26 protein-coding genes are annotated in these 26,517 nt (G+C 70.6%); 11 read left to right on the forward strand and 15 right to left on the reverse strand.

Features of this window, described 5'->3' with window-relative positions:
- From AC07RM_RS34430 to AC07RM_RS34445, 4 genes are all read left to right on the forward strand, one after another.
- Positions 1-276 (forward strand): oligopeptide/dipeptide ABC transporter ATP-binding protein (locus tag AC07RM_RS34430; RefSeq protein WP_495337347.1); only part of this gene is annotated, 276 nt, incomplete at its 5' end.
- Positions 273-1,079, forward strand: coding sequence for an ATP-binding cassette domain-containing protein (locus AC07RM_RS34435; protein ID WP_495337349.1), 807 nt, complete (start codon positions 273-275; stop codon positions 1,077-1,079). The genes AC07RM_RS34430 and AC07RM_RS34435, both read left to right, overlap by 4 nt.
- Before the next feature lie 120 nt (positions 1,080-1,199).
- Entirely contained in the window at positions 1,200-2,696 is a 1,497-nt protein-coding gene (locus AC07RM_RS34440) for an ABC transporter substrate-binding protein (protein WP_495337350.1), read from the forward strand.
- A 239-nt stretch (positions 2,697-2,935) separates the two neighbouring features.
- Positions 2,936-4,423 (forward strand): ABC transporter substrate-binding protein, encoded by a 1,488-nt coding sequence (locus AC07RM_RS34445; RefSeq protein WP_495337351.1) that lies wholly within the window; start codon positions 2,936-2,938, stop codon positions 4,421-4,423.
- A 175-nt stretch (positions 4,424-4,598) separates the two neighbouring features.
- On the opposite strand, the gene AC07RM_RS34450 is transcribed toward AC07RM_RS34445, so the two are convergent.
- Positions 4,599-5,462: a LysR substrate-binding domain-containing protein gene (locus AC07RM_RS34450; protein WP_208509942.1), complete on the reverse strand. Its 864-nt coding sequence runs from the start codon at positions 5,460-5,462 to the stop codon at positions 4,599-4,601.
- 113 nt (positions 5,463-5,575) lie between these two features.
- Here AC07RM_RS34450 and AC07RM_RS34455 point away from each other — a divergent pair, with 113 nt between their 5' ends.
- From AC07RM_RS34455 to AC07RM_RS34465, 3 genes are all read left to right on the forward strand, one after another.
- Positions 5,576-5,974 carry a tautomerase family protein gene (locus AC07RM_RS34455; RefSeq protein ID WP_203202741.1) on the forward strand — a complete coding sequence of 133 codons (399 nt, stop codon included), beginning with the start codon at positions 5,576-5,578 and terminating at the stop codon, positions 5,972-5,974.
- 44 nt (positions 5,975-6,018) lie between these two features.
- Complete coding sequence (locus AC07RM_RS34460; RefSeq protein WP_495337352.1) at positions 6,019-7,395, forward strand: tetratricopeptide repeat protein; 1,377 nt, start codon at positions 6,019-6,021, stop codon at positions 7,393-7,395.
- Between the two features lie 94 nt (positions 7,396-7,489).
- Positions 7,490-9,079, forward strand: coding sequence for an N-acyl-D-amino-acid deacylase family protein (locus tag AC07RM_RS34465; RefSeq protein ID WP_495337353.1), 1,590 nt, complete (start codon positions 7,490-7,492; stop codon positions 9,077-9,079).
- Positions 9,080-9,085: 6 nt separating this feature from the next.
- Here AC07RM_RS34465 and AC07RM_RS34470 read toward each other — a convergent pair whose 3' ends face one another.
- Together AC07RM_RS34470 and AC07RM_RS34475 are read right to left on the reverse strand one after the other, a co-directional pair.
- The gene (locus tag AC07RM_RS34470; RefSeq protein WP_093347366.1) at positions 9,086-9,784 is read right to left on the reverse strand and encodes a histidine phosphatase family protein; all 699 of its coding nucleotides are present in this window, start codon (positions 9,782-9,784) and stop codon (positions 9,086-9,088) included.
- A 44-nt stretch (positions 9,785-9,828) separates the two neighbouring features.
- Positions 9,829-10,437 carry a Yip1 family protein gene (locus AC07RM_RS34475; RefSeq protein WP_208509946.1) on the reverse strand — a complete coding sequence of 203 codons (609 nt, stop codon included), beginning with the start codon at positions 10,435-10,437 and terminating at the stop codon, positions 9,829-9,831.
- Between the two features lie 122 nt (positions 10,438-10,559).
- On the opposite strand from AC07RM_RS34475, the gene AC07RM_RS34480 reads away from it, so the two are divergent.
- Entirely contained in the window at positions 10,560-11,270 is a 711-nt protein-coding gene (locus AC07RM_RS34480) for an alpha/beta fold hydrolase (RefSeq protein ID WP_490877229.1), read from the forward strand.
- Between the two features lie 24 nt (positions 11,271-11,294).
- Here AC07RM_RS34480 and pcp read toward each other — a convergent pair whose 3' ends face one another.
- The 3 genes from pcp to AC07RM_RS34495 are packed head-to-tail and all read right to left on the reverse strand — an operon-like array spanning position 11,295 to position 14,006.
- Positions 11,295-11,978 (reverse strand): pyroglutamyl-peptidase I, encoded by a 684-nt coding sequence (gene pcp / locus AC07RM_RS34485; protein ID WP_495337354.1) that lies wholly within the window; start codon positions 11,976-11,978, stop codon positions 11,295-11,297.
- A 58-nt stretch (positions 11,979-12,036) separates the two neighbouring features.
- Positions 12,037-12,297 (reverse strand): hypothetical protein, encoded by a 261-nt coding sequence (locus AC07RM_RS34490; RefSeq protein WP_495337355.1) that lies wholly within the window; start codon positions 12,295-12,297, stop codon positions 12,037-12,039.
- A 14-nt stretch (positions 12,298-12,311) separates the two neighbouring features.
- Positions 12,312-14,006, reverse strand: coding sequence for a PA0049 C-terminal domain-containing protein (locus AC07RM_RS34495; RefSeq protein ID WP_495337356.1), 1,695 nt, complete (start codon positions 14,004-14,006; stop codon positions 12,312-12,314).
- Between the two features lie 234 nt (positions 14,007-14,240).
- Here AC07RM_RS34495 and AC07RM_RS34500 point away from each other — a divergent pair, with 234 nt between their 5' ends.
- Positions 14,241-15,185, forward strand: coding sequence for a LysR family transcriptional regulator (locus AC07RM_RS34500; RefSeq protein WP_495337357.1), 945 nt, complete (start codon positions 14,241-14,243; stop codon positions 15,183-15,185).
- 28 nt (positions 15,186-15,213) lie between these two features.
- Here the strand turns inward: AC07RM_RS34500 and pxpA are convergent, their stop codons facing one another.
- From pxpA to AC07RM_RS34530, 6 genes are read right to left on the reverse strand one after another with little or no spacing between them, the layout of a single operon-like run.
- Positions 15,214-15,951, reverse strand: a complete 738-nt coding sequence (gene pxpA, locus AC07RM_RS34505) for a 5-oxoprolinase subunit PxpA (RefSeq protein ID WP_398497831.1) — start codon at positions 15,949-15,951, stop codon at positions 15,214-15,216.
- A gap of 43 nt (positions 15,952-15,994) precedes the next feature.
- Positions 15,995-17,002 (reverse strand): 5-oxoprolinase subunit C family protein, encoded by a 1,008-nt coding sequence (locus tag AC07RM_RS34510; protein ID WP_495337358.1) that lies wholly within the window; start codon positions 17,000-17,002, stop codon positions 15,995-15,997.
- On the reverse strand, positions 16,999-17,661 hold the full coding sequence (gene pxpB / locus AC07RM_RS34515; protein WP_398497826.1) for a 5-oxoprolinase subunit PxpB: 663 nt from the start codon (positions 17,659-17,661) through the stop codon (positions 16,999-17,001). Before pxpB ends, AC07RM_RS34510 begins: the two co-directional genes overlap by 4 nt.
- A gap of 9 nt (positions 17,662-17,670) precedes the next feature.
- A complete protein-coding gene (coaD, locus tag AC07RM_RS34520; RefSeq protein WP_057596071.1) occupies positions 17,671-18,174 on the reverse strand; it encodes a pantetheine-phosphate adenylyltransferase in 504 nt (167 codons plus the stop codon).
- 44 nt (positions 18,175-18,218) lie between these two features.
- The gene (locus AC07RM_RS34525; RefSeq protein ID WP_296798000.1) at positions 18,219-18,875 is read right to left on the reverse strand and encodes an RsmD family RNA methyltransferase; all 657 of its coding nucleotides are present in this window, start codon (positions 18,873-18,875) and stop codon (positions 18,219-18,221) included.
- Positions 18,876-18,903: 28 nt separating this feature from the next.
- On the reverse strand, positions 18,904-19,539 hold the full coding sequence (locus AC07RM_RS34530) for a LysE/ArgO family amino acid transporter (protein ID WP_495337359.1): 636 nt from the start codon (positions 19,537-19,539) through the stop codon (positions 18,904-18,906).
- Between the two features lie 75 nt (positions 19,540-19,614).
- Here AC07RM_RS34530 and AC07RM_RS34535 point away from each other — a divergent pair, with 75 nt between their 5' ends.
- On the forward strand, positions 19,615-20,517 hold the full coding sequence (locus AC07RM_RS34535; protein ID WP_495337361.1) for a LysR family transcriptional regulator ArgP: 903 nt from the start codon (positions 19,615-19,617) through the stop codon (positions 20,515-20,517).
- Positions 20,518-20,523: 6 nt separating this feature from the next.
- Here the strand turns inward: AC07RM_RS34535 and AC07RM_RS34540 are convergent, their stop codons facing one another.
- Together AC07RM_RS34540 and AC07RM_RS34545 are read right to left on the reverse strand one after the other, a co-directional pair.
- Positions 20,524-21,849, reverse strand: coding sequence for a M16 family metallopeptidase (locus AC07RM_RS34540; RefSeq protein WP_495337432.1), 1,326 nt, complete (start codon positions 21,847-21,849; stop codon positions 20,524-20,526).
- 95 nt (positions 21,850-21,944) lie between these two features.
- Positions 21,945-23,387: a M16 family metallopeptidase gene (locus AC07RM_RS34545; protein WP_495337362.1), complete on the reverse strand. Its 1,443-nt coding sequence runs from the start codon at positions 23,385-23,387 to the stop codon at positions 21,945-21,947.
- Between the two features lie 29 nt (positions 23,388-23,416).
- On the opposite strand from AC07RM_RS34545, the gene ftsY reads away from it, so the two are divergent.
- Positions 23,417-24,703: a signal recognition particle-docking protein FtsY gene (gene ftsY, locus AC07RM_RS34550; RefSeq protein WP_495337363.1), complete on the forward strand. Its 1,287-nt coding sequence runs from the start codon at positions 23,417-23,419 to the stop codon at positions 24,701-24,703.
- A gap of 13 nt (positions 24,704-24,716) precedes the next feature.
- On the opposite strand, the gene AC07RM_RS34555 is transcribed toward ftsY, so the two are convergent.
- Positions 24,717-26,507: a sensor histidine kinase gene (locus AC07RM_RS34555; protein ID WP_495337364.1), complete on the reverse strand. Its 1,791-nt coding sequence runs from the start codon at positions 26,505-26,507 to the stop codon at positions 24,717-24,719.
- Between the last annotated feature and the right edge of the window lie 10 nt (positions 26,508-26,517).

Raw genomic sequence — 26,517 nt, forward strand, 5'->3', positions numbered from 1 at the left:
ACGCGCGCGCTCTTCGCGAACCGCGCGCATCCGTACACCAAGGGGCTGTTCGCGGCGCGGCCGGTGATCGGGGCGCCCAAGGGGCAGCGGCTGGCGACGATTCGCGGCAGCGTGCCCGAACTGGTGGACCTGCCCGCGGGCTGTCCGTTCGCGGGACGTTGCAGCTACACGGTCGATGCGTGCCAGTCGACACGGCCGCCGGCGGTGATGCTGCCCGACGACCATGCGGTGCGTTGCATTCGGCTCGACGAGATCGAAGCGGAGGCCGTGGCATGACGCAAACGAAGACGCCGCTGCTGCAAGTGACCGACCTGGTCCGCCACTACGCGCTGCCGCGCGAGAAGCTGCTGGGCCCGCCGCCCACGGTCAAGGCCCTCAACGGCGTGAGCTTCGAGGTGCAGGCCGGGCGCAGCGTAGGCATCGTCGGGGAATCGGGTTCGGGCAAGTCGACCATCGCACGCCTCGTGATGGCGCTGGACAAGCCCACCTCCGGCAGCGTGAAGCTCGAAGGGCGTGAGTTGCATGCCCTCTCAAGAGACGAACTGCGCACTGCCCGTCGCGACTTCCAGATGGTGTTCCAGGACCCCTACGGCTCCCTCGACCCGCGCCAGACGGTCGCGCGCATCGTGGCCGAGCCGCTGGAGGCGCTGGCTCAGGCCTCGAAGAAGGAGCAGCGCGAGCGCGCCGCCGAGTCCCTCGCTGCCGTGGGCCTGCGCCCCACTGACCTCGACAAGTACCCGCACGAATTCTCGGGCGGCCAGCGCCAGCGCATCGCGATCGCCCGCGCCCTCATCACCCGCCCCAAGCTCATCGTCGCCGACGAGCCGGTGAGCGCCCTGGACGTCTCCGTGCAGGCCCAGGTGCTCAACCTCATGCAGGACCTGCAGCAGCAGTTCGGCATCAGCTACCTGCTCATCAGCCATGACCTCGCCGTCGTCAACCACCTGTGCGACGAGGTCTGCGTGGTCTTCAAGGGGCAGATCGTCGAGCGCGGAACGCCGCAGGAGCTCTTCGCCAACGCCCAGCACCCCTACACGCGCACGTTGCTCGGCGCGGTGCTGCAGGCACCAGGGCACTGAGCGCGCCCGTCATGCAACCAGGGCATAAGCATCTGGTTGCGCACCGGGCCTCTCCTCGCGGATGATGCGGCGCGCCCGGAGGGCGCATGCCCCCGCCACCGCTCAAAGGACCGCCCGCCCATGCTTCACAGACGCACCCTCCTCGCCACCGGCGCCGCCGCGCTCGCGCCCCTCGTGCTGCCGGCCGGCGTCCTTGCACAGGCACGCCGCAAGGACACGCTGGTGCTCGGCCTCACGCTCGAACCCACGGGCCTCGATCCCACGGCCAAGGCCGGCGCCGAGATCGCCGAGGTGGTGCTCTACAACGTGTTCGAGACGCTGACCAAGATCAACTCCGACGGCAGCGTCACGCCGCTGCTGGCCGAGAGCTGGGAGGTCTCGCCCGACCTGCGCACCTACACCTTCAAGCTCAGGCGCGGCGTCAAGTTCCAGAACGGCGAGGCCTTCGACGCCAACACGGTCAAGTTCTCGTTCGACCGCGCCTCGGCCGCCAACAGCACCAACAAGGACAAGCGCTTCTTCGCCAACTTCACGACCCAGGCGCTCGACGCGAACACGGTGGTGTTGATCGCCAAGGAGATCGAGCCCGACCTGCTGTTCCAGCTCGGCCAGGCCTCGGCGATCGTGGTCGAGCCCAAGTCGGCCGAGGGCAATGCCACCAAGCCCGTGGGCACCGGCCCCTATCGGCTCGAGAACTGGGCCAAGGGCTCGTCGATCGTGCTCGCGAAGTGGGACGGCTACCGCCATGCCGACGCGGTGCAGATCCGCCGCGCGAGCTTCCGCTTCGTCTCGGAGCCGGCCGCGCAGACCACCGCGCTGCTGTCGAACGACATCGACCTGTTCCCGCATGCCTCGGTCTCGCGCAGCCTCTCGCAGTTCCAGAACGACAAGCGCTTCCAGATCCTGTTCAACGCCTCGCGCGGCAAGTCGATCCTCGCGATCAACAACAAGCGCAAGCCGCTCGACGACGTGCGCGTGCGCCGCGCGATCGCGGCCGCGATCGACCGCAAGGCGGTGATCGACGCAGCCATGGACGGCCGCGGCATCCCGATCGGCAGCCACTACGTGCCGACCGCCCCCGGCTACGTCGACACCACCGGCATCAACCCCTACGACCCCGCGAACGCCAAGCGCCTGCTGGCCGAGGCCGGCGTGAAGCTGCCGCTGCAGCTCGACCTGGTGCTGCCGCCCCCGCCCTATGCGCGCCAGGGCGGCGAGCTGATCGCCGCGCAGCTCGCGCAGGTCGGCATCGTCGCGAAGATCCAGAACGTGGAGTGGGCGCAGTGGATCAGCGGCACCTACGGCAATAAGAACTACGACCTGTCGGTGATCCTGCATGTCGAGCCCTTCGACCTCGTGAACTACACGCGCCCCGAGTACTACTGGGGCTACCAGTCGGCGAAGTTCAACGAGGTGTTCGAGAAGTCGCGCAACGCACCGCGCGAGGCCGACCGCCTGCGCCTGCTGGGCGAGGCGCAGCGCATCCTGGCCGAGGACTCGGCCAACGTGTTCCTCTACCAGCCGCAGCTCATCACCATCGCCGCGCGCGGCCTGCGCGGCCTGTGGAAGGACGCGCCGATCTTCGCCAACGACATCGCCGCGATGTCCTGGGCGTGAGTGGCCGCTGACCATTCGCGGCGCCGCGCATCCGGGAACCTCCCGAGGAAAAAGCGCCGCGCCACGGCGTCGCCGGCGAGCTCGCTGCGCGAGAATGCTTTTGGCTGCACGGCGTGGCATCTTTCCTGCTGCGCCGAGGGTCTCTCGCGGCGCAGCGCCTTGATTCGGGGCGCGCCGCCTCCTCATCCCCTCGAGGCAGCCCTTTGCCTTTCCAGACGTTTTTCCGGAGATCACCACGTATGTTGAACCGTCGCACCCTCCTCACCACCGCTGGCGCCACCGTGGCCCTGGCCACACCGCTGGCCGGCCTGGCCCAGGGACGGAAGGACGCCATCGTGATCGGCATGGCGCTCGAGCCGCCGGGCCTCGATCCGACCGCGGGCGCCGCGGCCGCGATCGCCGAGGTGGTGCAGTACAACATCCTCGAAACGCTCACCAAGATCAATGCCGACGGCAGCGTCACGCCGCTGCTGGCCGAGAGCTGGGAAGTCTCGCCCGACCTCAAGACCTACACCTTCAAGCTGCGCCGCGGCGTGAAGTTCCAGAACGGCGAGCCCTTCAACGCGACCACGGTCAAGTTCTCGTTCGACCGCGCCGGTTCGGACAAGAGCACGAACAAGGACAAGCGCACCTTCGCCAACCTCAGCACGCAGGCGACCGACGACTACACGGTGGTCGTGATCAACAAGGAGATCGACCCCGACCTGCCCTTCGTGCTGGGCCAGGCCACTGCGGTGATCGTCGAGCCCAAGAGCGCCGACGGCAATGCCACCAAGCCCGTGGGCACCGGCCCCTACAAGCTCGACAACTGGGTCAAGGGTTCCTCGATCACGCTGAGCAAGTGGGACGGCTTCCGCAACCCCGGCAACGCGAAGATCAACAAGGCGACCTTCCGCTTCATCTCCGACACCGCGGCCCAGGCCGCGGCCATGCTCTCGGGCGACGTCGACATGTTCCCGCGCATCGGCACGCGCGTGGTGCCGCAGTTCAAGGCCAACCCGCAGTTCCAGACCATCCTCGCCGGCTCGCGCGCCAAGACCATCCTGTCGATCAACAACCGCAAGAAGCCGCTCGACGACGTGCGCGTGCGCCGCGCGATCCTCGCGGCCATCGACCGCAAGGCCGTCATCGAGGGCGCGGCCGACGGCTTCGGCGTGCCGATCGGCAGCCACTACGTGCCCGGCGCGGCCGGCTATGTCGACACCACCGGCATCAACCCCTTCGACATCGAGAAGGCCAAGAAGCTGCTGGCCGAGGCCGGCGTGAAGACCCCGCTCGAGCTCAAGCTGACCCTGCCCCCGCCGCCGTACGCGCGCCAGGGCGGCGAGGTGATCGTGGCCCAGCTCGCCAAGATCGGCATCGTGGCGAAGGTGCAGAACGTCGAGTGGGCGCAATGGCTCAGCGGCACCTACGGCAACAAGGACTACGACCTGTCGATCGTCTCGCACGTCGAGCCCTTCGACCTCGGCAACTACGCCAAGTCGGACTACTACTGGGGCTACCAGTCGAAGGCCTTCGACACGCTGTTCGACAAGATCAAGACCACCGCCAACACCGCCGAGCGCAACAAGCTGCTGGGCGACGCGCAGAAGATGCTGGCCACCGACGCGGCCAACGGCTTCCTCTACCAGCCGCAGTTCCCGACCGTGGCGAAGAAGAACGTCAAGGGCATCTGGAAGGAAAACCCGATCTTCGTGAACGACCTGTCGGCCCTGTCCTGGGGTTAAGGAACGAGCCCTCCAAACGCGCGGCGGTGGAACCCGCCGCGCAACACAGCGCCCCTCGTGCACGGGGCGTCGGGTACTCCCCGCAGCGAAATCAAGGAGGAGGCCGAAGGCCGGGGGACATTCGCGGAGGGGAGTACCCGGCGTCCCGTGCACGCGCCCCCGACGCCTCAAGAAACTAGGCCAGCTGCACAGCCAGCATCTCCCGCGCCCGAGCCACGAATTCCGTCTCTCCCCTGCGTCCCGGCAAGAACTGGAAAGCCACGCGCGGCAACGCCGGCAACCCATGCGGCGCCGCGAGCCGCGCCACCCCCTCGCCGATCGCCGACTCGTTGAGGCAGGCCACCCCGAGCCCCGCCGCCAATGCCGACTGCAGCCCCGCCACCCCCGAGGCCACGTGCGCGAGCACGTAGGGCACATGCCGGCGCCGCAGCAACGCCACCGTGAACTGATGCAGCGAGCAGGTGTCGGGCAGCACCAGCAGCCGCACCGGCTCGCCGCGCACCACCCGCATGCCGGCCGCGCCCAGCCAGGCCAGTGATTCGCGCCGCAGCACCGCCGGACTGCCCGGCGGCGGCGTCGACACGCCCGCGATGTGCATCGCCAGCGCCACGTCGAAATCGCCGCGCGCGTAGGCCGCGCGCAGCTCGTCGCTCTTGAGGATGCTCACGTGCAGCCGCACGCGCGGATGGCCCTGCGCGAGCCGCGCCAGCAGTTGCGTCAAGTCGCCCGGGCGGAAGTAGTCGGTGACCGCGAGCCGCAGCTCGCCCGCCAGCGTCTCGCCATGCAGGTCGCGGAAGGCCTCGTCGCTGAGCGCCAGGATGCGCCGCGCATGGACCAGCAGCCGCGCGCCGGCCTCGGTCGGCGACACCCCGGCCTTGCTGCGCGTGAGCAGCGACTGGCCCGCGCGCTCCTCGAGCTTGCGCATCTGCTCGCTGACCGAGGACTGCGAGAGGAAGACCCGCGGCGCCGCAGCCGTGAGGCTGCCCGCGTCGACCACCGCCACCAGCGTGCGCAGCTGTTCCAGATCGAATCCCTGCATGGCTCATCCATCCGATATTCCGATGGCTTCCATCATATCTTCCCACTTTTCCGATGACGAGGCGCTGCCCACAATCACCCCATCGATCACCCAAACCTTCCAAGGAGTCCGCCATGCCCCACATCGTCGTCCACCTCTCCGGCCAACCCGATGCCGACCTCACGCGCCAGACCGTCGACGCCGTCGCCGAGCTCACCCAGAGCGTGCTCGGCAAGCAGTTGCCGGTGATCGCCATCACCGTGCAGTACATCGCCGCCGATACCTGGTTCATCGGCGGCCAGTCGCTGGCCGCGCTCGGAAAGTCGGCCTTCCACCTCGACATCAGCATCACCGACGAGACCAACACCAAGGCCGAGAAGGCGCGCTACCTGCGCGAGGTCCATGCGGCCATGGCCAGGCTCCGGCCGAACCTGCACGAGGTCTCGTACATCCACGTGATCGACGCGCGCGGCGCGGCCTACGGCTACGGCGGCAAGACCCAGGAGTACCGGCACCAGCAGGCCGGCGTCTGAAGACGGTGCGTTGAAGCGGCCGCGGGGGCATGGCACGATGCGCCATGCCTTCCGCCAGCCCCCCGTCGAACACCGCCCGCCACGCCGACAGCCTCGGCAATCCCCTCACGCTCGACGACGCCGCCAGCCTGCCGCTGGTCGACGATTTCGTCATGGGCTTCATCTCGAGCGAGGCCCGCGCGGTCAACCTGCTCGCCGCCACCGAGCACGACGCGAGCCCCATCGTGCAGGCCTACGGCGCCACGCTGCACCTGTTCGCCGAATCGCGCGAGGCCGTGGCCAATGCACGCCCCTTCCTCGACAAGGCACGCGAGCAGGCCGCGCGCGCCACGCCGCGCGAGCAGCGCTACATCGCCGCCATCGAGGCCTGGGCCGACGGCGACATCGCGCGCGCCATCGCGCTGCATGCCGAACAGGCGCGCGAGCATCCGCGCGACCTGGTGTCGCTCAAGCTCGGCCAGTACCACTGCTTCAACACCGGCGACTGCCCCGGCATGCTGCGGCTCGCGCTCGCCGTGCTGCCGCATGCGGCCGACGTGCCCTACGTGCACGGCATGGCGGCCTTCGGCTACGAGCAGTGCCACCTGATGCGCGAGGCCGAGGCCAGCGCGCGCCATGCGATCGCCCTGTGCCGCAAGGAGCCCTGGGCCCACCATGCGCTCGCGCACGTGATGCTCACCGAGGGCCGGCTCGCCGAGGGCCTGGCCTTCATGGAGAGCGTGAGCGACACCTGGATCGGCCTCAACTCCTTCATGGTCACGCACAACTGGTGGCACGTGGCGCTGTTCCTCATCGACCTGGGCCGCGGCGACGAGGCGCTGGCGGTCCACGACCGCCATGCCTGGGGCGTGGTCAAGGAGTATTCGCAGGACCAGATCGGCGCCGTCTCGCTGCTCGCGCGGCTCGAGCTCGCGGGCGTCGACGTCGGCGATCGCTGGAACGACGTGGCAAAGCACTTGCTGCAGCGCCAGGCCGACCACGTGCTGCCCTTTCTCGACCTGCAGTACCTCTACGGCCTGGCGCGCGCGGGCCGGCCCGAGGCCGACACGCTGCTGGCCAACATCGAGGCCTTCGCGCCGCATGCGCCGGCCTCGACGCGCGCGGCCTGGCAACGCGTGTGCGTGCCGGCCGCGCATGGCCTGCGCGCCCATGCGCGCGGCGACCTGACCGCGGCGATCGACGGCCTCGGCACCGCGCTGCCGCGCATGATCGAGATCGGCGGCAGCCATGCGCAGCGCGACCTGTTCGAGCAGGTCTACCTCGACGCGCTGGTGCGCAGCGGCACCGAGGCCACGCTGACCGGCGCGCAGGGCATCCTGCAGCAGCAGCTCAACGGCCAGCCCGAATCGCTGCGGCTGCGCCGGCAGGCGGCCGAGGTCTACCGCCGACTGGGCCTGCCGGAGATCGCCGCGCGCTCATGAGTTCAGGACATGGGGCGTGCCGCAAAAGGAATTGGCGGCACGCGCGAGGCGACTCCACACTGGCCGGCGTTTCCACCCGTGCCCACATCGCCCCATGCAGACCTCGCTCATCGCCCTGGCCGCGCTCGCCTTCCTCGCGCCCGCGCTCCACGCCCAACCGGCCGACGCACCGGTCGAACTCGACCTGCTGCTGCGCGGCGGCACCGTCTACACCGGCGACGATGACCGGCCCGTGGTCGGCGACGTCGGCATCGCGGGCGACCGCATCGTGTTCGCGGGCCGCGCGATGCCCGCGCAGTTCAAGGCGAAGCGCACCATCGACGCCACCGGCATGGTGGTGGCGCCGGGCTTCATCGACGCCCACACGCATGCCGACACCGACCTGCATTCGAACGACGCGCGCAAGCGCCTCAACATCCCGTTCCTGACCCAGGGCGCGACCACGGCCGTGATCGGCAACGACGGCTTCGGCGGCTGGGACATTGCGGCCCAGGCGCAGCGGCTGCGCGCCGTGCCGGTGGGCACCAACGTCGCGATGTACGTCGGCTTCGGGCCGGTGCGCACCAGCCAGCTCGGCGAGGCCAACCGCCAGCCCACGCCCGAGCAGCTCGAGGCCATGGGCCGCCACGTGAGCCAGGCCATGTGCGAGGGCGCCTTGGGCCTGTCGACGGGACTGTTCTATCCGCCGCAGAACTTCTCGAAGACCGAGGAGGTGATCGCGCTCGCGAAGGTGGCGGCGCGCCACGGCGGGCTCTACGACAGCCACATCCGCGACGAGTCCATGTACAACATCGGGCTCAAGGGCTCGATCGACGAGGTGATCCGCATCGGCCACGAGGCGAAGCTGCCGGTGCACGTGGCGCACATCAAGGCACTCGGCGTCGACGTGCAGGGCCAGAGCGGCGACATCATCGAGCGCATCGAACGCGAGCGCGCAAAAGGCCTGGACATCACGGCCGACCACTATCCGTGGACCGCCTCGAGCACCCGCTTCTCGGCCGCGCTGATCCCGCCCTGGGCCATCGATGGCGGCCGCGCCGCGCTGCTGCAGCGCTTCGACGATGCCGCGGTGCAGGAGCGGTTGCGCGGCGGCATGCGCGAGAACCTGCGGCTGCGCGGCGGGCCCGACGCGATCCTGTTCTCGGCCGGCAGCACGAAGTACGTGGGCAAGACGCTCGCGCAGGTCGCGAAGGACACGAACGCCGACCCGGTCGATGCCGCCATCGCGGTGCTGCGCGACGGCGACCTGATGATCGCCTCGTTCAACCAGAGCGACGACGACGTGCGCGCCTTCATGAAACGGCCCTGGGTGATGACCTCGTCGGATTCCTCGCAGGGCCATCCGCGCGCCTACGGTACCTTCGCGCGCAAGTACGAGCAGTACGTGGTGAAGGAGCACGCGATCTCGCTCGCGCAGTTCGTCCGCAGCAGTTCCTCGCTCACGGCCGACACGCTGGGGCTGGTGCAACGCGGCCATCTGCGGCCCGGTTACTACGCCGACGTGGTGGTGTTCGATCCCGCGCGCTTCGCCGCGCGTGCCACCTACACGCAACCGACGCTACTGTCCGAGGGCGTGCGCACGGTGCTGGTGAACGGCCAGCTCGCGGTGGACCAGGGCCAGCCGACCGGCGTCGGCGCGGGCCGGCCGCTGCTGCGCACGCCGAAGGCCGGCAGCTGCGGCTGAGCCGCTTCAGTCCTTGCGCTGGAGGTGCCGCGTCTGGTCGTAGGTCGGCTGCGGCGGCAGGTCGGCCAGGTGCCGCGTGTCGGCCCACTCGACGATCTCGATCGCCTCGGGCGCCGCGGGATCGGCGATGCGGATGCGGTTGAAGCCGGCGTTGGGAATCTCGCTGCGGCGCGGACCGCTGAGACTCAGGCCGTGCGCGGTGCGCCACACCATGTCGAGCACGCCGCCGTGCGTGACCACGATCAGGTGCTGCCCGCGGTGCGCGCTGGCGATGGTGCCGAGCGCCGCGACGATGCGCGCATGGAACTCGCGCGGCGTCTCGCCCTCGGGCATGGCGTGGTCCTCGCGGAACTCCAGCCACTCTTCCCAGGCGCGCGGATGCAGGGCCTGGATCTCGTCGGAACGCATGCCCTCGACGATGCCGAAGAACTGCTCGCGCAGCGAGGCCGTGGTGGCGATCGGCAGCGAGAGCTGCGAGGCGCCGGGCGCCGCCGTCTGCTGGGCCCGCAGCAGGTCGCTGCTGATCACGTGCTGCACCGCAGTTTCCTGCGCCAGCCGCAGCCCGATGCGGCGCGCCTGCTCGTGGCCCATGTCGTTGAGCGGCACGTCGGCGTGGCCCTGGAAGCGCAGTTCGCGGTTCCACGCGGTCTCGCCGTGGCGGATGAGGATGATGTCGGTGGTGGTGTCGGGTTTGGGCGTGGGCATCGACCGCCATTGTCCCACCACCGGCACCCGCGCAGGGTGCGCTTTCAGGCCAAGGCCAGCGGCAGCGCGCCCAGTCGCAGCGCCGGCGAAGGCGTGAGCAGCGAGAGCACCCACGCGATCGTGAAGCCGCCGACGATGGCGCAGACCACCACCACCGCGGTGTAGGGCAGCGCGCGGTCGGCCGGGCACTTCATCAGCACCGGCAGGCCGAGGTAGATCAGGTAGATGCCGTAGAGGCCGCACAGCGCGCCCAGCACCGACAGCGAGGGCAGCAGGCTGAAGACGCCGCCGACCAGCGAAGCGGTGGAGGCATAGACCGCAAGCTTGAGCGCGGCGACCGGGCTCTGCACGCCGTCGAAGGTGGGCGCGAGCGCATCGACGATGAGGCCGACCACGAACACCACCACGAGCGACAGCACGTAGCCAACCACCATGTTGACCAGCCCCGCGAGCACCGGCACGCGGAAGCTGACGCCGAAGGCGCCCATGCCGATCACCGACAGGCCGATGAAGCCGGCCACGGCCGGGATCAGCGCGAGGATCATCAGGTAGTTCTTGTAGAGCGAGGCGGCGTCCTCGGGCTCGGCATCGATCAGGGCCCAGGTGGCCTTGGGCTTGAGCAGGATGTCCTGCACGCGTTGAACCAGGTTCATGGAAGTCGAAGGGAAAGGAGAAGGGGTGGCGGCGCGAGTATGTCGAGCCGCGGCGCGCCTGGCTGCTGGCCAGGAAGCCTATGCCGATGCGCCGGGATCGCCTCCTCGCGCAGAATCCCGGCATGCCTGCCACCCTCGTACTTCTTCCCGGCCTCGCGTGCGACGCGCGCCTGTGGGACGCCCAGCTCCCCGCCCTCCCCTCCTCGCTCTCGCCGCGCGTGAGCGACGTCCAGCTGCGCCATGCCACCATCGAGGGCATGGCCGCCGCCGTGCTGGCCGAGAACCCCGGCCCGCTGGTGCTGTGCGGCGCCTCGATGGGCGGCATGGTCGCGATGGAGGCCGCGCGCCAGGCGCCCGGCCGCATCGCGGGCCTGGCCCTGCTGGGCACCAGCGCGCGGCCCGAGACGCCCGACATGCGCGCGCTGCGCGAAGGCGCGATCGAGTACTTCGCGCGCGGCGAGCTGCGCGAGGTGATCGAGCCCAACGTGTTCTTCGCCTTCCATCCGGCCCAGGCCGCCGACCCGGTGCTGGTGCAGCGCTACCTCGACATGGTGCTGGGCGCCGGCGCCGAACAGCTCACGCGCCAGAACCGCGCCGTGATGGCCCGGCCCGATGCGCGCACCCACCTCGCGTCGCTGCGCGCGCCCGTGCTGCTGATGTGCGGCGACGACGACCGCCTCGCGCCGCCCGAATGCACGCGCGAACTCGCGGCGCTACTGCCGCAGGCTGAGCTGGTGTGGGTGCCGCAGTGCGGCCACATGCTGACGATGGAAAAGCCGGCCCTGGTCAACGACGCGCTCAACGGCTGGCTCGCGAAACTCTTTGCGGCCTGAACGCCCAGCCGAGCCCGGCCCGCCTCAGTGCAGCAGGCCGCCGGTCTCGGCGATGTCGCGCTCGACCTCGAGCGCGGTGCGCACCGCGATGCGCAGCGCCTCGACCAGGGTCGCGAGCGCCATGCTCGGCGCGCCCGGAAAGTTCGCCGCCTGCTCGGGCAGGTAGGGGATGTGGATGAAGCCACCGCGTACGCCTTGCACGCCCTGCTGCGCACGCTGCGCGAGCTGGTGCATCAGGCCATAGAAGATGTGGTTGCAGACGAAGGTGCCGGCCGTGTTCGACACCGAGGCCGGCACGCCCGCGGCGCGCAGGTCGCGCACCATGGCCTTGATCGGCAGCGTCGAGAAATAGGCCGCGGGGCCCTCGGCCACCACCGGCACGTCGACCGGCTGCCGCCCCGCGTTGTCGGCGATGCGGCCGTCGTCGACGTTGATCGCCACGCGCTCGGGCGTGACCTCGGCGCGGCCGCCCGCCTGGCCGATGCACAGCACCAGCCGCGGCTTGAGTTCGTCCATCGCCTCGGCCAGCGACTCGATGGCCGCGCCGAAGACGCAGGGCATCTGGCGCGCATGCACCACCGCGCCGGCATGCTTCCAGCCGTCGAGCGTGCGCACCGCTTCCCATGAAGGATTGATGGCCTCGCCGCCGAAGGGCTCGAAGCCGGTCAGCAGCACGGACGAAGGTGGCGGTTTTTTCGGCGATGGCATGGCGGCGGCGCTCGGGACGGGACCGCGAGGGTACCGCAGGCCCGCGCGCCGCGTGCCCCTATCGCTGCGGCTTGGGGGCCAGGTCGAGCGGGCTGGCCGGCAGGTCGGTGCGTGCCGGTTTGGGCTCCTGCTCGAGGCGGCAGTCCTGGTCCTTGAAGGGCCCGGCCTGTTTCACCCAATCGGGGCTGATCGCATGCTGCATGCAGACCGTCTTGCCGCTGACCTTGTTCTTGTAGACCTGGAAGCCGCCACTGGGCTGGGCCATCGCCGCGCCGCAGATCGCGAAGCCCAGGAGGGATGCAGAGAACTTGAGTTTCATGGCCAGGTCTTTCCTCAGGGGGCGGGCGGCGCGACGAGCGTCTTCGCCGTTGCGATCACCAGGTTGCGGGCCTGGGCCACGATGGAATCGCGGTAGCCCTCGAAAGTTGCGTCGGTGATCTTTCCGTCGCTGCCGGCGCCGAAACGGGTCATCACCGGCGTATGGATGTGGCCGGCCGGAATCTGCAGCCCGAAGATGTCGCGCAGCAAGGTGTTGCGATAAGCGCTGGCGTTGGACAGGTAGTTTCCGCCACCGCCCTCGTCGGCGCAATTGGTCTCGAGCGGGCTCGGCGTACCGATCCACTCCGCATTCAGTGCTTGCAAGTACCGCTGAAGGGCAGCTTGGACATCGCTCCCGGGCGTATCCAACGCCTGAAAGTAAGCGTCACGCGCCTTCCTGAGAACATCTTTCGCCGTCTCAAGGGCCAAGCTCACCTCTTCCGCGGCCTGAGTGCAAAACCTGACCGAATAGCTGTCGTTTCGCCCAACCGCCCACCCTCCGGTCTCGCCCGTGTCGCGGTTGACGATGCCCTCCCCGGTCGCGGCATCGATCAGCTTCTGGAACGGCAGGCTGGCTTGAGTGAACTGAGGTGGCGCATCCCTCCTCCATGGCTTGGCGGCGTAGCCGAGCCAGCGCTCGGGCGGCGAGATGTCGCAGTCGAGCACGGCCGGAAACTTGCCGCCAGCGGCGCACGGCGGATTCAGGTTGTCGTTGCCGGCGTAGTTTGCGAAGTGATAGCGGCCGTTGTAGTGCTCCAGGTCGAACCTGTAGCCACCCTGGCTCATGCTGATCGAGGCATCGACGCGCTTCGGCCCGGGCTTGAACCAGGGCCCCAGCGTGTCTTCCTGCATGCCGGCGATGAAGGGCCCGTAGTTGACTGGCAGGATGAAGGTCCGGATCACGGCCGTGCTGCCATCGGCGAGCGCCACGGTGTTGCCGTCGAGGGACAGGATCGTGGCGCCGGAGGGATTGCCGATTCGGATGTCGGGGTTCCCGTCCCTGCCTGCACTGCCGAGCGAGAACGGGTCGAAGCCACTGACCAAGATCCGCTTGTAGCCCGCCCCCTCGGGAAAATCGATCGACAGCTGCCCGCGCGATGCACGCTCGAACTCGTTCTGCAGCGCGGCGCGCTGCGTGTCCGTCAACGCGAACTCGGGCTTCCACTGGCGCAGGGCAAGCGTCATCGTCAGGCGTGCCCAATAGAGCATGCGGTCGTCGCTCTTGGCCAGCGTGCCCTGGACCGACCGGCCCTGCACGCGATCGAGCGCCGCCTGCCAGAGCTTGCGGCCCTCGGCGTGCAGCAGCGCCACCGCCTCGTCGTAGCTCGAGGCGCCCGCCAGCCCGTCGCTGCAGAGCTTGGCGGCGAAGTCGGGGCCGAAACGGTCGAATCCGCTGGCCCGCAGCAGTTGCTGCGAATAGCTCAGTGCATCGCTGGCGGCGATCTTGTTGGGCAGGCGCCGCTCCTCGTAGGAGGCCTCCACGGCGCTGTCCATCGCGCACTTGGCGCGCACGGCCGGCGGTGGCGGCGCGGGCGGCGGCGGCGGTGCCGGTGGGGTGGGCGGCTGCGTACCACCGGCGGCAGCAATCGCCGCCAGCACGGCCGGGTCGACGCCGCCGCCCCCACCTCCGCCACCGCAGCTGGCGACCGCCAGCGCACAAATCCCCAGGGCGGCACCGATCCTGGCGCGCCTTGCCTTCGCTTTCTTCATTCGATCTCTCCCTGATCCAGTACCTGACAGCAACGAAAAACAAAACAGCAACCCGCTGGCACGGCTCCTGCAGCGTTCGGTCAGAGACAGAAGCTGCCGCCGGGGGGCGGGTTGCACCGCTTACGTGTGCGACAAGTTGATGAAAACATGAGCAATTGATCGAGTCGAACGAGTTTTTGTTAAACAACCCGATAACAAAAGTTCAACGATGCTCGGACCAGGGAGAGGCAGAAGATGAACACCCGTTTCCTCGAAACGCTGGTCATGCTCGACCGGCTCAAGAGCTTCCGAGAGACGGCGCAGATGCTCTGCGCCACCCAGGCCGCGGTGTCCAAACGCATCGAGGCGCTGGAAGAAGAGCTCGGCGTGCAGCTGGTCGACCGCTCGCAGCGCTCGTTGCGGCTCACGCGCATCGGCGAGCAGGTGGTGGCGCAGGCCGAGCAGATCCTCGCGCTCGAGAAACAGCTCAAGCGCTCGGTGCAGCCCGATGCGCCGCCCTCGGGGCGCGTGCGCATCGGCGTGATCGAGACGGTGGTCCACACCTGGCTCACGCCGCTGATCCACCTGCTGAGCGAGCGGCTGCCCGCGGTCGAGCCCGACATCACGGTCGACACGGCGCACAACCTGCGCGAGCAGTTCCGGCAGCGCAAGTTCGACCTGCTGATCCAGAACGACGACGTCTCCGAGCTCGCACGCAGCGGCGAGTCGGTGCTGCTGCCGCTGTGCAGCTTCCCGATGCGCTGGGTGGCGCGCCCGACCCTGCTGCCGCATGCGCGCACCTTGCGGCTCGAGGACCTCGAGCGGGTGCCGCTTCTGACCTTCTCGCGCACCTCGGGCCCGCGCGCGCACGTGAAGGCGCTGTTCGCGGGGCGTGCCGCGGAGCCGCGCGTGTGCAGCTTCCCGTCGGTGCAGTCGATCATCCAGCTGACCAAGGGCGGCTTCGGCGTGGCCGCGATCCCGCCGGTGTTCGTGCGCCAGGAACTGGCGGCCGGCGAGCTGGAGGTGCGCGACGGCCCCGCACTGCCGCCGATGGCGATCAGCCTCGCGCATGCCGAGGGCACGGCGCCCGCGGTCCAGGCGGTGGCGCGGCTCACGCGCACCGTGGTGGCCGACTACTGCGAGGAGATCGGGCCGCGCTGGGTGAGTGCGCTGGCCTGCGAGGAAGCACTGCCCGCCTGAGGGGCGGATGCGCCGTCGCGCGGCTTCGTCAGTCCGCGCGCACCTCGATGCCTTCGGACAGCAGCCGCTCGCGGATGCGGCGCGCGAAGGCCAGCGCATGCGCGCCATCGCCGTGCAGGCAGACGGTCTGCGCATTGACCGGCACGATGCTGCCGTCGATGGCCTTCACCTGGCGCTCGCGCACGAAGGCCAGGGTCTGGGCGATGGCCTGCGCGTCGTCCTCGATCAGCGCGCCGGGCTGGCTGCGCGGCACCAGGCTGCCGTCGGGCATGTAGCCGCGGTCGGCGAACACCTCCTCCACCGGCACGAGGCCGGCGCGGCGCGCGGCGTCGATCATGCCGCTGCCCGCGAGGCCGAAGAACTTCAGCGAAGGATCGAAGCGGCGCACGGCCTCGCACAGCGCATCGGCGAGTTCGGGCTCCTTCACCGCCTGGTTGTAGAGCTGGCCGTGCGCCTTGACGTGCGCGAGCCGGCCGCCCTCGGCCTTGACGATGGCCGCAAGCGCGCCGACCTGGTAGAGCACGTTGGAGACGATCTCGTCGGGCGGCAGGTGCATGGTGCTGCGGCCGAAGTTCTCGCGGTCGGGAAAGCTGGGATGCGCCCCGATCGACACACCCTGCGCGACGGCCCAGCGCACGCACTGGTGCATGGTCTTCGGGTCGCCCGCATGCCAGCCGCAGGCGATGTTGGCCGAGCTCACGAGCCCGAGCAGCGCTTCGTCGCTGCCGGCGCCTTCGCCGAGGTCCGCGTTGAGGTCGATGTGCATGGGAGGACTCCTGGAGCGATGCGGCGGATGGAAAGACCGCAGTCTATGCCGGGGTCGGCCAGCCCGCCGCCGCGAGGCCTTGCGCCACCTGCGCGACATAGCGCTGCTGCGCGGCCCAGGCCTCCAGCGCGGTGGCGGCATCGACCGGCACCAGCCGCAGGCTGCCGTCGAGCGGCGCCTGCGCGAGCTTCCAGAGATCGGCGCGGATCACCACGCCGATGCGCGGATAGCCGCCGGTGGTCTGGGCGTCGCCCATCAGGATGATCGGCTGGCCCGAGGGCGGCACCTGGATCGTGCCGGGGATCACGCCCGAGGACAGCATGTCGGTGCCGCGCTTGCGCCGCAGCTCGGCGCCGCTCGCGCTCGCGAGCCGGCTGCCCATGCGGTTGCTCTGCGGCGTGATGCGCCAGCGCTCGCCCCAGAGCTGGTCGCGCGAGGCGACCGTGAACTGCTCGAACTCGGGGCCGGGCAGCACGCGCAAGGCGATGACGCCGTCGGTCGCGGCATCCCGCTCCCACTCGGGACCGCGCACCCCGAAGGCGCGCCGCGCGCGCTGCGCCTCGGCCAGCGCCGACTCGCCCAATGGCAGCCGGTCACCCTTGCGCAGCGCACGGCCTTCGTGGCCACCGAAGCCGGCCTTGAGGTCGGTGCTGCGCGAGCCGAGCACGGGCGGCACGTCGATGCCGCCCGCCACCGCGAGCCAGCTGCGCAGGCCGGCCTTGCCGCCCGCGTTGGCGCTCGCGAGCCGCAGCGTCTGCCCGGCCGCGACCGGCACGCTCCAGCACGGCCACAGCGGCTGGCCGTCGAGCGTCGCGCCGAAGTCGTCGCCCACCAGCGCGATGCGCGTGTCGGTCTCGAAGCGCAGCACGCTGCCGCCCAGCGTCAGCTCGAGTCCGGCCGCGCCGGTGGCGTTGCCCACCAACCGGTTGGCGATCGCCAGCGCCAGCGTGTCGAGCGCGCCGCCCGGGCAGATGCCGAGCTGGCGATGGCCGTGGCGCCCGAGGTCCTGCACCGACGCCAGCGGGCCGGGCTTCTCGATCAGGAGCGTCATGGCCGCAGGCTTTCGACGACGAAGCGCACGCGATCGCCGGGCCGCAGCAGGGTCGGCGACGCGGCCTGCGGATCGAAGAGCGCGACCTCGGTGCGCCCGATCAGCTGCCAGCCGCCCGGCGAGCGCAGCGGATAGATGCCGGTCTGCTCGCCGCCGATGCCGACCGAGCCCGGGGGCACGGCCGTGCGCGGTTCGGCGCGGCGCGGCGTGGCCAGCGCGGCCGGCAGTCCGCCGAGGAAGGCGAAGCCCGGCAGGAAGCCCAGCAGGTAGACCACGTACTCGGCCGCGGCATGGCGGCGCACCACCTCGGTGGTCGACAGGCCGGTGTGGGCCGCCACGTCCGCGAGGTCGGGACCGTGCTCGCCGCCGTAGGCGACGGGAATCTCGATGTCGCGGCCCTCGATGCCGCCGGCCTCGAGCCGCGGCCAGGCCTCGAGCACGCGCGCGCTCAGCGCCTCGAGGTCGACCGCGGTCGGATCGAAGGTCAGCGTGAGGTTGTTCATGCCCGGCAGCACTTCGCCGACGCCGCTCCAGCGGCCGGCCTCGCGCGCCAGCGCCCAGATCTTCTGCTGCTGGACGAACGTGGCGGGACCGGGCAGGTCGCACAGCAGCGCCGCGTCGCCCAACAGGTGCAAACGGGGCGCCAGCGCGCCGCTCATCGGCGGCGCCTACTCTCTGCCGAGGCTTCGGACCTTGGCCGCGAGCTGCTGTTCGACGTTGGGCGAGACGAACTTGTGCACCTCGCCGCCGAGCATCGCGATCTCGCGCACGAAGGTGCTGGAAATGAACTGGTACTTGTCGCTGGGCGTGAGGAACACGGTCTCGACGTCGGGCATCAGCGAGCGGTTCATGCCCGCGAGCTGGAACTCGTAGTCGAAGTCGGTGACGGCGCGCAGGCCACGCACCATGGCCTTGCCGCCGCGCGCCACGACGAAGTCGCGCAGCAGGCCTGAGAAGCTCTCGACAGAGACCTGGTCGCTGTAGGGCTTGACGGCTTCGCGCGCCATCTCGATGCGTTCCTGCAGCGTGAAGAGCGCCTTCTTGTGGTGACCGGCCGCCACGGCGACGATCACCTTCGAGAACAGTTGGGTCGCACGCCGCACCACGTCCTCGTGCCCGAGGGTGATGGGGTCGAAAGTGCCGGGATAAACCGCGATCACGTTGCTGGCCATGGTTGCTACCTCCTCATGCAGCCGATGCGGCTTGGGTCGGCGGATTATGCAGTGCCGTGTGCGGCATGCATCAAAAGGTGTGCATGCACCGCGCCGGCCTTCAAGTGGCGGAACACGACGAGGCCGAGCGCGGCCGCCTCCTCGTCGCTCCAGCGGCGCGGTGCCTCGAGGTAGATGGCACCGCCCGCGCGGACCGCGCGCGCGGCGGCGCGCAGCGCGGGTTCGTAGAGCGTGGTGCTGTCGAAGGGCGGGTCGAGGAAGACCACGTCGAGGCTCGCGGCCGGCGTGCGCTCGAGCGCCGTGACGCCGTTGCCGCGCTCCACGCGCACCGCCTCGGCAGCGAGTTTGGTCTTGGCGGCCTGGATCTGCGCGACCAGCGCGGCGTCCTGCTCGCACAGCAGCACGCCGGCCGCGCCGCGCGACGCGGCCTCGAGGCCGAGCGCGCCGGTGCCCGCGAAGGCATCGATGCACTGCCAGCCCGGCAGCTCGCCGCCACCGGCGCCGGCCAGGCTCGCGAGCCAGTTGAACAGCGTCTCGCGCACGCGGTCGGGCGTGGGGCGCAGACCGGGCTTGTCGGCGACGGCGAGGCGGGTGCGTTTCCACTGGCCGCCGATGATGCGCACCTCGTGCGCGCGCGCCGAACGCGCGGGGGAAGAAGTCGTTGGGGTGCGCGAGGGCGCGGCGGCAGGCTTGCGGGGCATGCGGCGAGCTTAACGCGCCCGCCGGGGCTCAGAAGCTCGCGATGGCGCGTCGCGCGAGCAGCGCCGCCAGCACCAGCATCGTGCCGCCGATCAGCGCGTCGAGCATCTGCCAGGCGCGCGGCCGCGCGAACACCGGCGCCAGCAGCCGCGCGCCATAGCCGAGGGCCGAGAACCACAGTGCGCTCGCGAGCGCCGAGCCGGCCACGAACCATCCCTTGAGCGAGCCCGCGTACTGCGCGCCGGTGCTGCCCACGAGCAGCACGGTGTCGAGGTAGACGTGCGGATTCAGCAGCGTGAAGCCCGCGGCCTGGGCCAGCACCGCGGTGCGCGACAGCGAACTGCCCTGCGTGACCGTGCGCAGCGCGCCGGCCGCGCGCGAGCGCCACAGCGCGCGCAGCCCGTAGCCGGCGAGGAACAGCGCGCCGAAGCCGGCGAGCGCGGTGGCCAGCATCGGCCGGCCCTGGAGCGCCTGCGCCATGCCGGCCACGCCGGCCGAGATCAGCACCGCGTCGCTCACGGCGCAGAACAGCACGACCGCGCTCACATGCTCGCGGCGCAAGCCCTGGCGCAACACGTAGGCGTTCTGCGCGCCGATGGCGACGATGAGCACCAGGCTCATGAAGAGCCCGTTGAGGAAGGCGGTGGTGACGAGTTCGGCAGACATGGTGCGAGCTTGCCGTCGCGCGCGAATTAATTCAAACTAAATCTCCTTAAGCCAATTCAGTTTTTCTTCATCCACATGCTCGACTACGCCGCCCTCAACGCCCTGGCCACCGTGGTGCGCGAAGGCAGCTTCGAGCGCGCGGCCCGCGCGCTCAACGTCACGCCCTCGGCGGTGTCGCAGCGCGTGAAGCTGCTCGAGGAACGCATCGGCGGCGCGCTGCTGGTGCGCGGCCAGCCCTGCGTGGCGACCGAGGCCGGGCTGCAGCTGTGCCGGCACGTCGAGCGCGTGGGCATGCTCGAGCACGAGCTGCGCGATGCGCTGCCGGTGCTGGGCGCCGGCGAGGCCGGCGAGCGGGTCACGGTGCGGGTGGCGGTCAATGCCGACAGCCTCGCGACCTGGTTCGTCGGCGCGGCCGCCGCCTTCTCGCAGCAGCACGGCGCGCTGCTCGACCTCACGGTCGACGACCAGGACCACACGGCCGAGCGCCTGCGCAGCGGCGCGGTGCTGGCGGCGGTCACCGCGCTGGCGCAGCCGGTGGCCGGCTGCAACAGCGAGGCGCTGGGCACCATGCACTACGTGGCGGCCGCCAGCCCGGCCTTCGTGCAGTCGCATTTCGCCAAGGGCGTGGGCGCACGCACGCTGGCACAGGCGCCGAGCCTGGTGTTCGACCGCAAGGACGCGCTGCAGGCGCGCTGGGTGCGGCGCATCTGCCATCGCGAGGTCGAGACGCCGCGCCACTGGCTGCCCTCGCCGCAGGCCTTCGTCGAGGCCGCGCGCGCGGGCATGGGCTGGGGCATGCATCCGCTGAGCATGGTGGCGCAGGCCTTGCGCGACGGCTCGCTGGTGGAGCTGGTGGCGGGCTCGCGGCTGCCGGTGCCGCTGTACTGGCAGCAGGCGCGCGCGGCGCCGCGGCTGCTCGCACGGCTCGGCGATTGCGTGCGCGCCGCCTCGCGCACGGGGCCGCACGCGCTGGCCTGAAGCGGCCTACTTGCCGTCCTGCGGCTTGGCCTGCGGGTCGCTGCCCACCACCACCGTCACCATGCGGTCGGGCTGCAGCTTGCGTGCGAACGCGGCCTTGATGTCGGCGGCGGTCACGGCATTCATGCGCGCGGTCCAGGTGTCGAGGTAGTCGAGCGGCAGGTCGTTCCAGGCGATGTTGGCGACGTTGCCGATCAGCTTGCGGTTGCTGTCGAGCAGGAGCGGAAAGCCGCCGATCAGGTTGTCCTTCGCGGCCTTCAGTTCGTTCTGCGTGGGCCCCTCGGCGACGAACTTCGCGAGCACCTCGCGCGCCACCTTCACCGCCTCGGCCGCCTGGTCGGGCCGGGTCTGGAAGCCAACGCGGAACGCGCCCGCGTCGAGCCCCGGCGCGAAGCCGCTGTAGACGCTGTAGGTCAGGCCGCGCTTCTCGCGCACCTCGTCGGTCAGGCGCGAGACGAAGCCGCCGCCACCGAGGATGTAGTTGCCGAGGTTGAGCGCGAAGTGGTCGGGGTCCTTGCGCGGATAGCCGGGCTGGCCGATGTAGACATGGGTCTGCGCCGACTCGAAGGGAATGCGCACCTCCTTCGATTCGGCCAGCGCCGGCACCGGCGCGATAGCGGGCAGCGGCGTGCAGGCCTCGGGGCCGGGCAGCCGCGACAGCATCGCGTTGGCGATGCCCTCGGCCTGCGCGCGCGTCACCGCGCCCACGATGCTGAGCTTGGCGCGGCACGGCACGATCAGCTGCTGGTAGCGCTGGCGCATGGCCGCGGTGTCGATGCGCGCGAGCGTGGCCTCGGTGGTCTGCTGGCCATAGGGATGGCCGCTGTAGACCGCGGTCGCGAAGGCACGCGCCGCGACGGTCGCGGGCTTGGTGTTGCCCTCGCGGATGGACGCCGAGAGGCGCTCGCGTTCGCGCTGCCAGATGTCGTCGGGGAAGGTGGGTTCGCCGATCACGCGCGCGGCCAGCGCCACCGCCTTGTCGAGCAGCTTGGGGTCGGCGAGGCTGCGCAGCGTGTAGCTGGTGCGGTCGTTGCTGGCGCTGACGTCGAACTCGGCGCCCAGATCGGCCCAGGCCTCGCCCAGCGCGTTCTGGTCGAGCGCGGGCTCGCCGTCGCGGCCGGCGCGCACACCCTTCTCGACCATGGTCGAGCTCACGCTCGCGAGGCCGGCCTGGTCGGCGGGATCGCGCCGGCTGCCGGCATCGAAGTCGACCTCGACATCGACGATCGGCAGCGCCTGCGAGGACACGAGGTAGATCTTGGCGCCGTTGGCGAGCGTCCAGTGTTCGATCGGCAACGCGGCCTGCGCGGCCAGGCCGGCGAAGCCGAGCATGGCCAGCACGCCGGTGCGCAGCAGGCGGCCGGCGATGGCCGGCTTGGAATGGGAGAGGGACATGGGGATCTGACCTTCGAGCGATGCGGCGGCGTTCAACGCAGTTCTCCCGCGGGAGCGGCGAAGCCGCGGGCACGGGGCCGTGCATCGGGCGGCAGCGGGACCAAGGTGGCCACGGTGAGCTGGTCGTCGCCGAAGTACTTGGCGGCCACCGCCTGCACCTGCGCGGCGGTCACGGCCTGCAGCTTCGCGATCATGCGCGGGTCGGCATCGAGCGGCAGGCCCTGCACCCAGTTGCTGCCGAGTTCGCGCGCCTGCGCCATCACCGAATCGCGCTTGTAGGTCTCGCTCGCCACCCACTGCGTCTTGACGCGCGCGAGCTCGGCCTCGCCCACGCCTTCCCTGGCGATGCGCGCGACCTGCGCGCGCAGCGCGGCTTCGACCTGCGCGGCGGTCTTGCCGGCCGCGGGCACGCCCGCCAGGCCGAACAGCTGCGGACCGCGTCCCATCAGTCCCGAATAGGCACCGGCTGAATCGGCCACGCGCTCGGGTCCCTGCGTGAGCGCGCGGTCGAGCCGCGAGCCGGTGTAGCCGTCGAGCACGGCCGACAGCACCTCGAGCGCCCAGGCGTCGCTCTCGGCATCGATGCTCTCGAGCTGCGGGATGCGGAAGGCCAGCGAGACGTAGGCCTGCTCGGCCGGCGCCTTGAATTCGATGCGGCGAATGCCGCGCTGCGGCGGCTCGATGCGCGGCTTGCGCACCGGCACCGCGCGCGCGGGGATGCCGCCGTAGTACTTCTCGGCCAGCGCGCGCACCTTGTCGACGTCGACATCGCCGGCGATCACGATCGCGGCATTGGCGGGCACGTACCAGCGGCGGTGGAACTCGCGCACGTCCTCGGGCGTCATCGCGTCGAGGTCGCTCATCCAGCCCACCACCGGCCGGTGATAGGGCGAGGCGATGAAGACGGCCGCGCTTTGCTGCTCGCCGAGCAGGGCGCGCGGCTGGTCCTCGGTGCGCATGCGGCGCTCTTCCTTGACCACCTCGATCTCGCGCTTGAACTCGTCGTCGGGCCACTGGTTGTTGGCGAAACGGTCGGATTCGAGCTTCATCACCTGCTCGAGGCTGCCGACCGGGATCTGCTGGTAGTAGCCGGTGTAGTCGCGCGTGGTGAAGGCGTTCTCCTGCCCGCCCAGCGCCGCCACGCGGCGCGAGAACTCGCCGGGCTTGATCGACTTCGTGCCCTTGAACATCATGTGCTCGAGCGCGTGGGCCACGCCCGAGGTGCCGTCGACCTCGTCGATCGAGCCCACGCGCACCCAGACCATCTGCACCGCGGTCGGCGAACGCCGGTCGGGCTGCACGATCAGGGTCATGCCGTTGGAGAGGGTGAACTGCTGGGGACCGGGGGCGGAGGCAGTGGCTGCGGTGGCCGGGGGCGATGACTGTTGCGCCTGCGCGGGCAAGCCCCAGGGCGCCGCGAACGCCAGGGCCAGCACCGCACCAGACGCAGCGCGGCGTGGCGAGGGGTGTTTCATAGAATGGCTCCGATTCTAAAAAGCGCCCGATGTTCAGTTTCTTCAAGAAAAAACCACCCGCGGAAACGCCCGAAGCACCGGCCCCGCAGGCGCCAGCGATCCCGCCGGCCGAACCTGCCCCCGCCGGGGAGAGCGCGCCCTCGCGCTCGGTGTTCTCGCCCTCGAGCTGGTTCGGCGCGAAACCGGCGGCAAAGGAAGTGCCGGCCGCGGCACCGGTGACACCGCCTGCGGCGACGCCGACGCCGGCACCGGTCGTTGCGCCCGCAGTGCCCACGGTCCAGCCCGTGGCGCCGACGCCCGTCGCACCGCCACCTGTCGCACCGCCGCCGCCCGCGGTCGACCTCCCGATCCTCGCGCCGGCCCCCGCACCCGTGCCGGCACCGGTGCTCGAGGTCGCTCCGCCGCCCGCGCCCGAGCGCCGGGGCTGGCTCGACAAGCTCAAGACCGGCCTGCGCAAGACCGGCACCGGCATCCAGGCGGTGTTCGTCAATGCCCAGATCGACGAGGCGCTCTACGAAGAGCTCGAATCCGCGCTGCTGATGGCCGACGCCGGCGTGAAGGCCACCGAATACCTGCTCGACGACCTGCGCCGCCGCGTGAAGAGCCAGATGGCGACCGACGCATCGCAGGTCAAGCGCCTGCTGGCCGAGGCCATCGCCGACCTGCTGCGACCGCTCGAGAAGCCGCTGGAGATCGGCCGCCACACGCCCACCGTGATCATGGTCGCGGGCGTGAACGGCGCGGGCAAGACCACCTCCATCGGCAAGCTCACCAAGCACCTGGCCAACGAAGGCGCCTCGGTGCTGCTGGCCGCGGCCGACACCTTCCGTGCCGCGGCGCGCGAGCAACTGCTGGTCTGGGCCGACCGCAACACGGTGGAGATCGTGAGCCAGGAAGGCGGCGACCCCTCGGCCGTGAGCTTCGACGCGGTGAACGCCGGCAAGGCGCGCGGCAAGGACGTGGTGCTGGTCGACACCGCCGGCCGGCTGCCGACCCAACTGCACCTGATGGACGAGCTCAAGAAGATCAAGCGCGTGGTCAACAAGGCCGACGCCACCGCGCCGCACGAGGTGCTGCTGGTGATCGACGGCAACACCGGCCAGAACGCGCTGGCGCAGGTCAAGGCCTTCGACGAGACGCTGGGCCTGACCGGGCTGGTCGTGACCAAGCTCGACGGCACGGCCAAGGGCGGCGTGCTGTGCGCGATCGCGCGCGAGCGGCCGATCCCGGTCTATTTCATCGGCGTGGGCGAGAAGCTCGAGGACCTCGAGACCTTCGACGCGCGCGAGTTCGCGCAGGCCTTGCTGGGCAACTGAGGGGGCCTGCTCCTCAACGAGCGAGCACCGCCTCGCTCATCGCCTCGAGCAGCCGGTTCGCCACCACCGGCTTGAACAGCACCGGCACGCGCGACTCGCGCACGCGCAGCAACCGGTCGGGCGAGGTCTCGCCGGTGATCAGCAAGAGCGGCGTGGCACCGTCGCCGGCCCGGCTCAGACGCAGGCCGGCATCGAGGCCGTCGGCACCATCGGCCAGCCGGTAGTCGCACAGCAGCAGCTCGAAGGGACGGCCCTCGCCGCGCGCCTGCGCCAGCGCCCGCGCGGCCGACGCCTCGTCGCCCACGGCCTGCGCCTCGACCGCATGCGAGCGCAGCAGGCCGGTCATGGCCTCGCGGATCTCCTGCTCGTCGTCGAGCAGCAGCACGCGCGCGGGCAGCCGCGCCGCGCCGCGGCGGCGCTGTTCCTCGGCATCGGCCGTCGCGGCCTGCGGCGGAAACGGCCCGGCCAGCGCGCTGGCCTGCGCGTTCGCGGCCTGCACCACCAGCCTGAAGTGCGTGCCGCGGCCCAGGCGCGAATGCATCTGCACCGGATGGCCGAGCAGGCGCGAGAGACGCTGCACGATCGACAGCCCGATGCCCAGCCCATGCGATCGGTCGCGGCCCGGGTTGTCGACCTGGTAGAACTCCTCGAAGATCCGGCCCGACTGCTCGGGCGCGATGCCGATGCCGGTGTCGCGCACCTCGATCCAGACCGTCTCGCCGCGGTCGCGCGCCATCACCGTCACGCCGCCGCTGGCGGTGTACTTGAGCGCGTTGTCCATCAGGTTCGACAGCATGCGGTGCAGCAGTTGCGGATCGCTGCGCACCCACAGGCCGCTGGCGCGCACGCGCAGTTGCAGCGACTTCTGCTCGGCGCGCGCCGAGAAGGTGTGGTTGAGCGGCAGGAACAGCGCATCGAGCTGCACCGCCTGCACCTCGGGCACGACCACGCCGGCATCGAGCCGCGAGACGTCGAGCATGGTGTCGAGCGAGGCGCCGAGCGCGTTCACGGCGCGCATCAGCCGTTCGGCATTGCGGCCTTCGGGGCGGTTGCGCAGTTCGTTCTCGAGCGCCGCGCCGAACAGCGCGATGGCATGCAGCGGCTGGCGCAGGTCGTGGCTGGCGGTGCCGAGGAAGCGGGTCTTCTCGAGGCTGGCGCGCTCGGTGGCCGCGATCTGCTCGCCCAGGCGCGCGGCCAGCGCCTCGTTCTCGAAGCGCAGCATCAGCGAGTCGGTCAGGAGCCGGTGCTGGCGGATGCCCGCGTGCAGGGTCAGCATCAGGTAGGCCGCGCCGGCCGCGGCCAGGAACAGGTGCAGCCCGTCGCCCTGCCAGGCCAGCGCGGTGATCATGCCCAGCGACATCGGCAGCGTGTAGCCGAACAGCGCCGGCTTCAGCGGCCACAGCGACTGCGAGGCACGCGCGCAGCTGCCGACGATGACCGCCATCAGCAGCGAGGTCATCGGCAGGTTGCCGGCCGGCACGACCAGCCAGGGCACGACGGCCGTGACCATGCTGACCAGCGTGACCAGGCGCGAGATCTTGCGCGCCCAGTACGGGCTCTCGACGGCCGGCCGCGCCGGGTACCAGCGCGGCGTGAAGAAGACGTAGATGTCGGCCAGCACCATGCCGGCCATCCAGAACAGCAGCCGCGGGTCGTGCAGCTGCGCGTAGAGGATGGCGCCGAACACCGCCACGAAGCACAGGTGGGTCAGCGTCGAGGCGCTGTAGGTGTCGTAGACCGAGGCGACGTGTTCGCGCAGCACGCGCTGGCCGAGAACGACGTCGGCGGCCGGGTCGTTCAGCACCGCGCGCCGT

Source organism: Variovorax sp. GW821-FHT09B05, assembly GCF_059418265.1.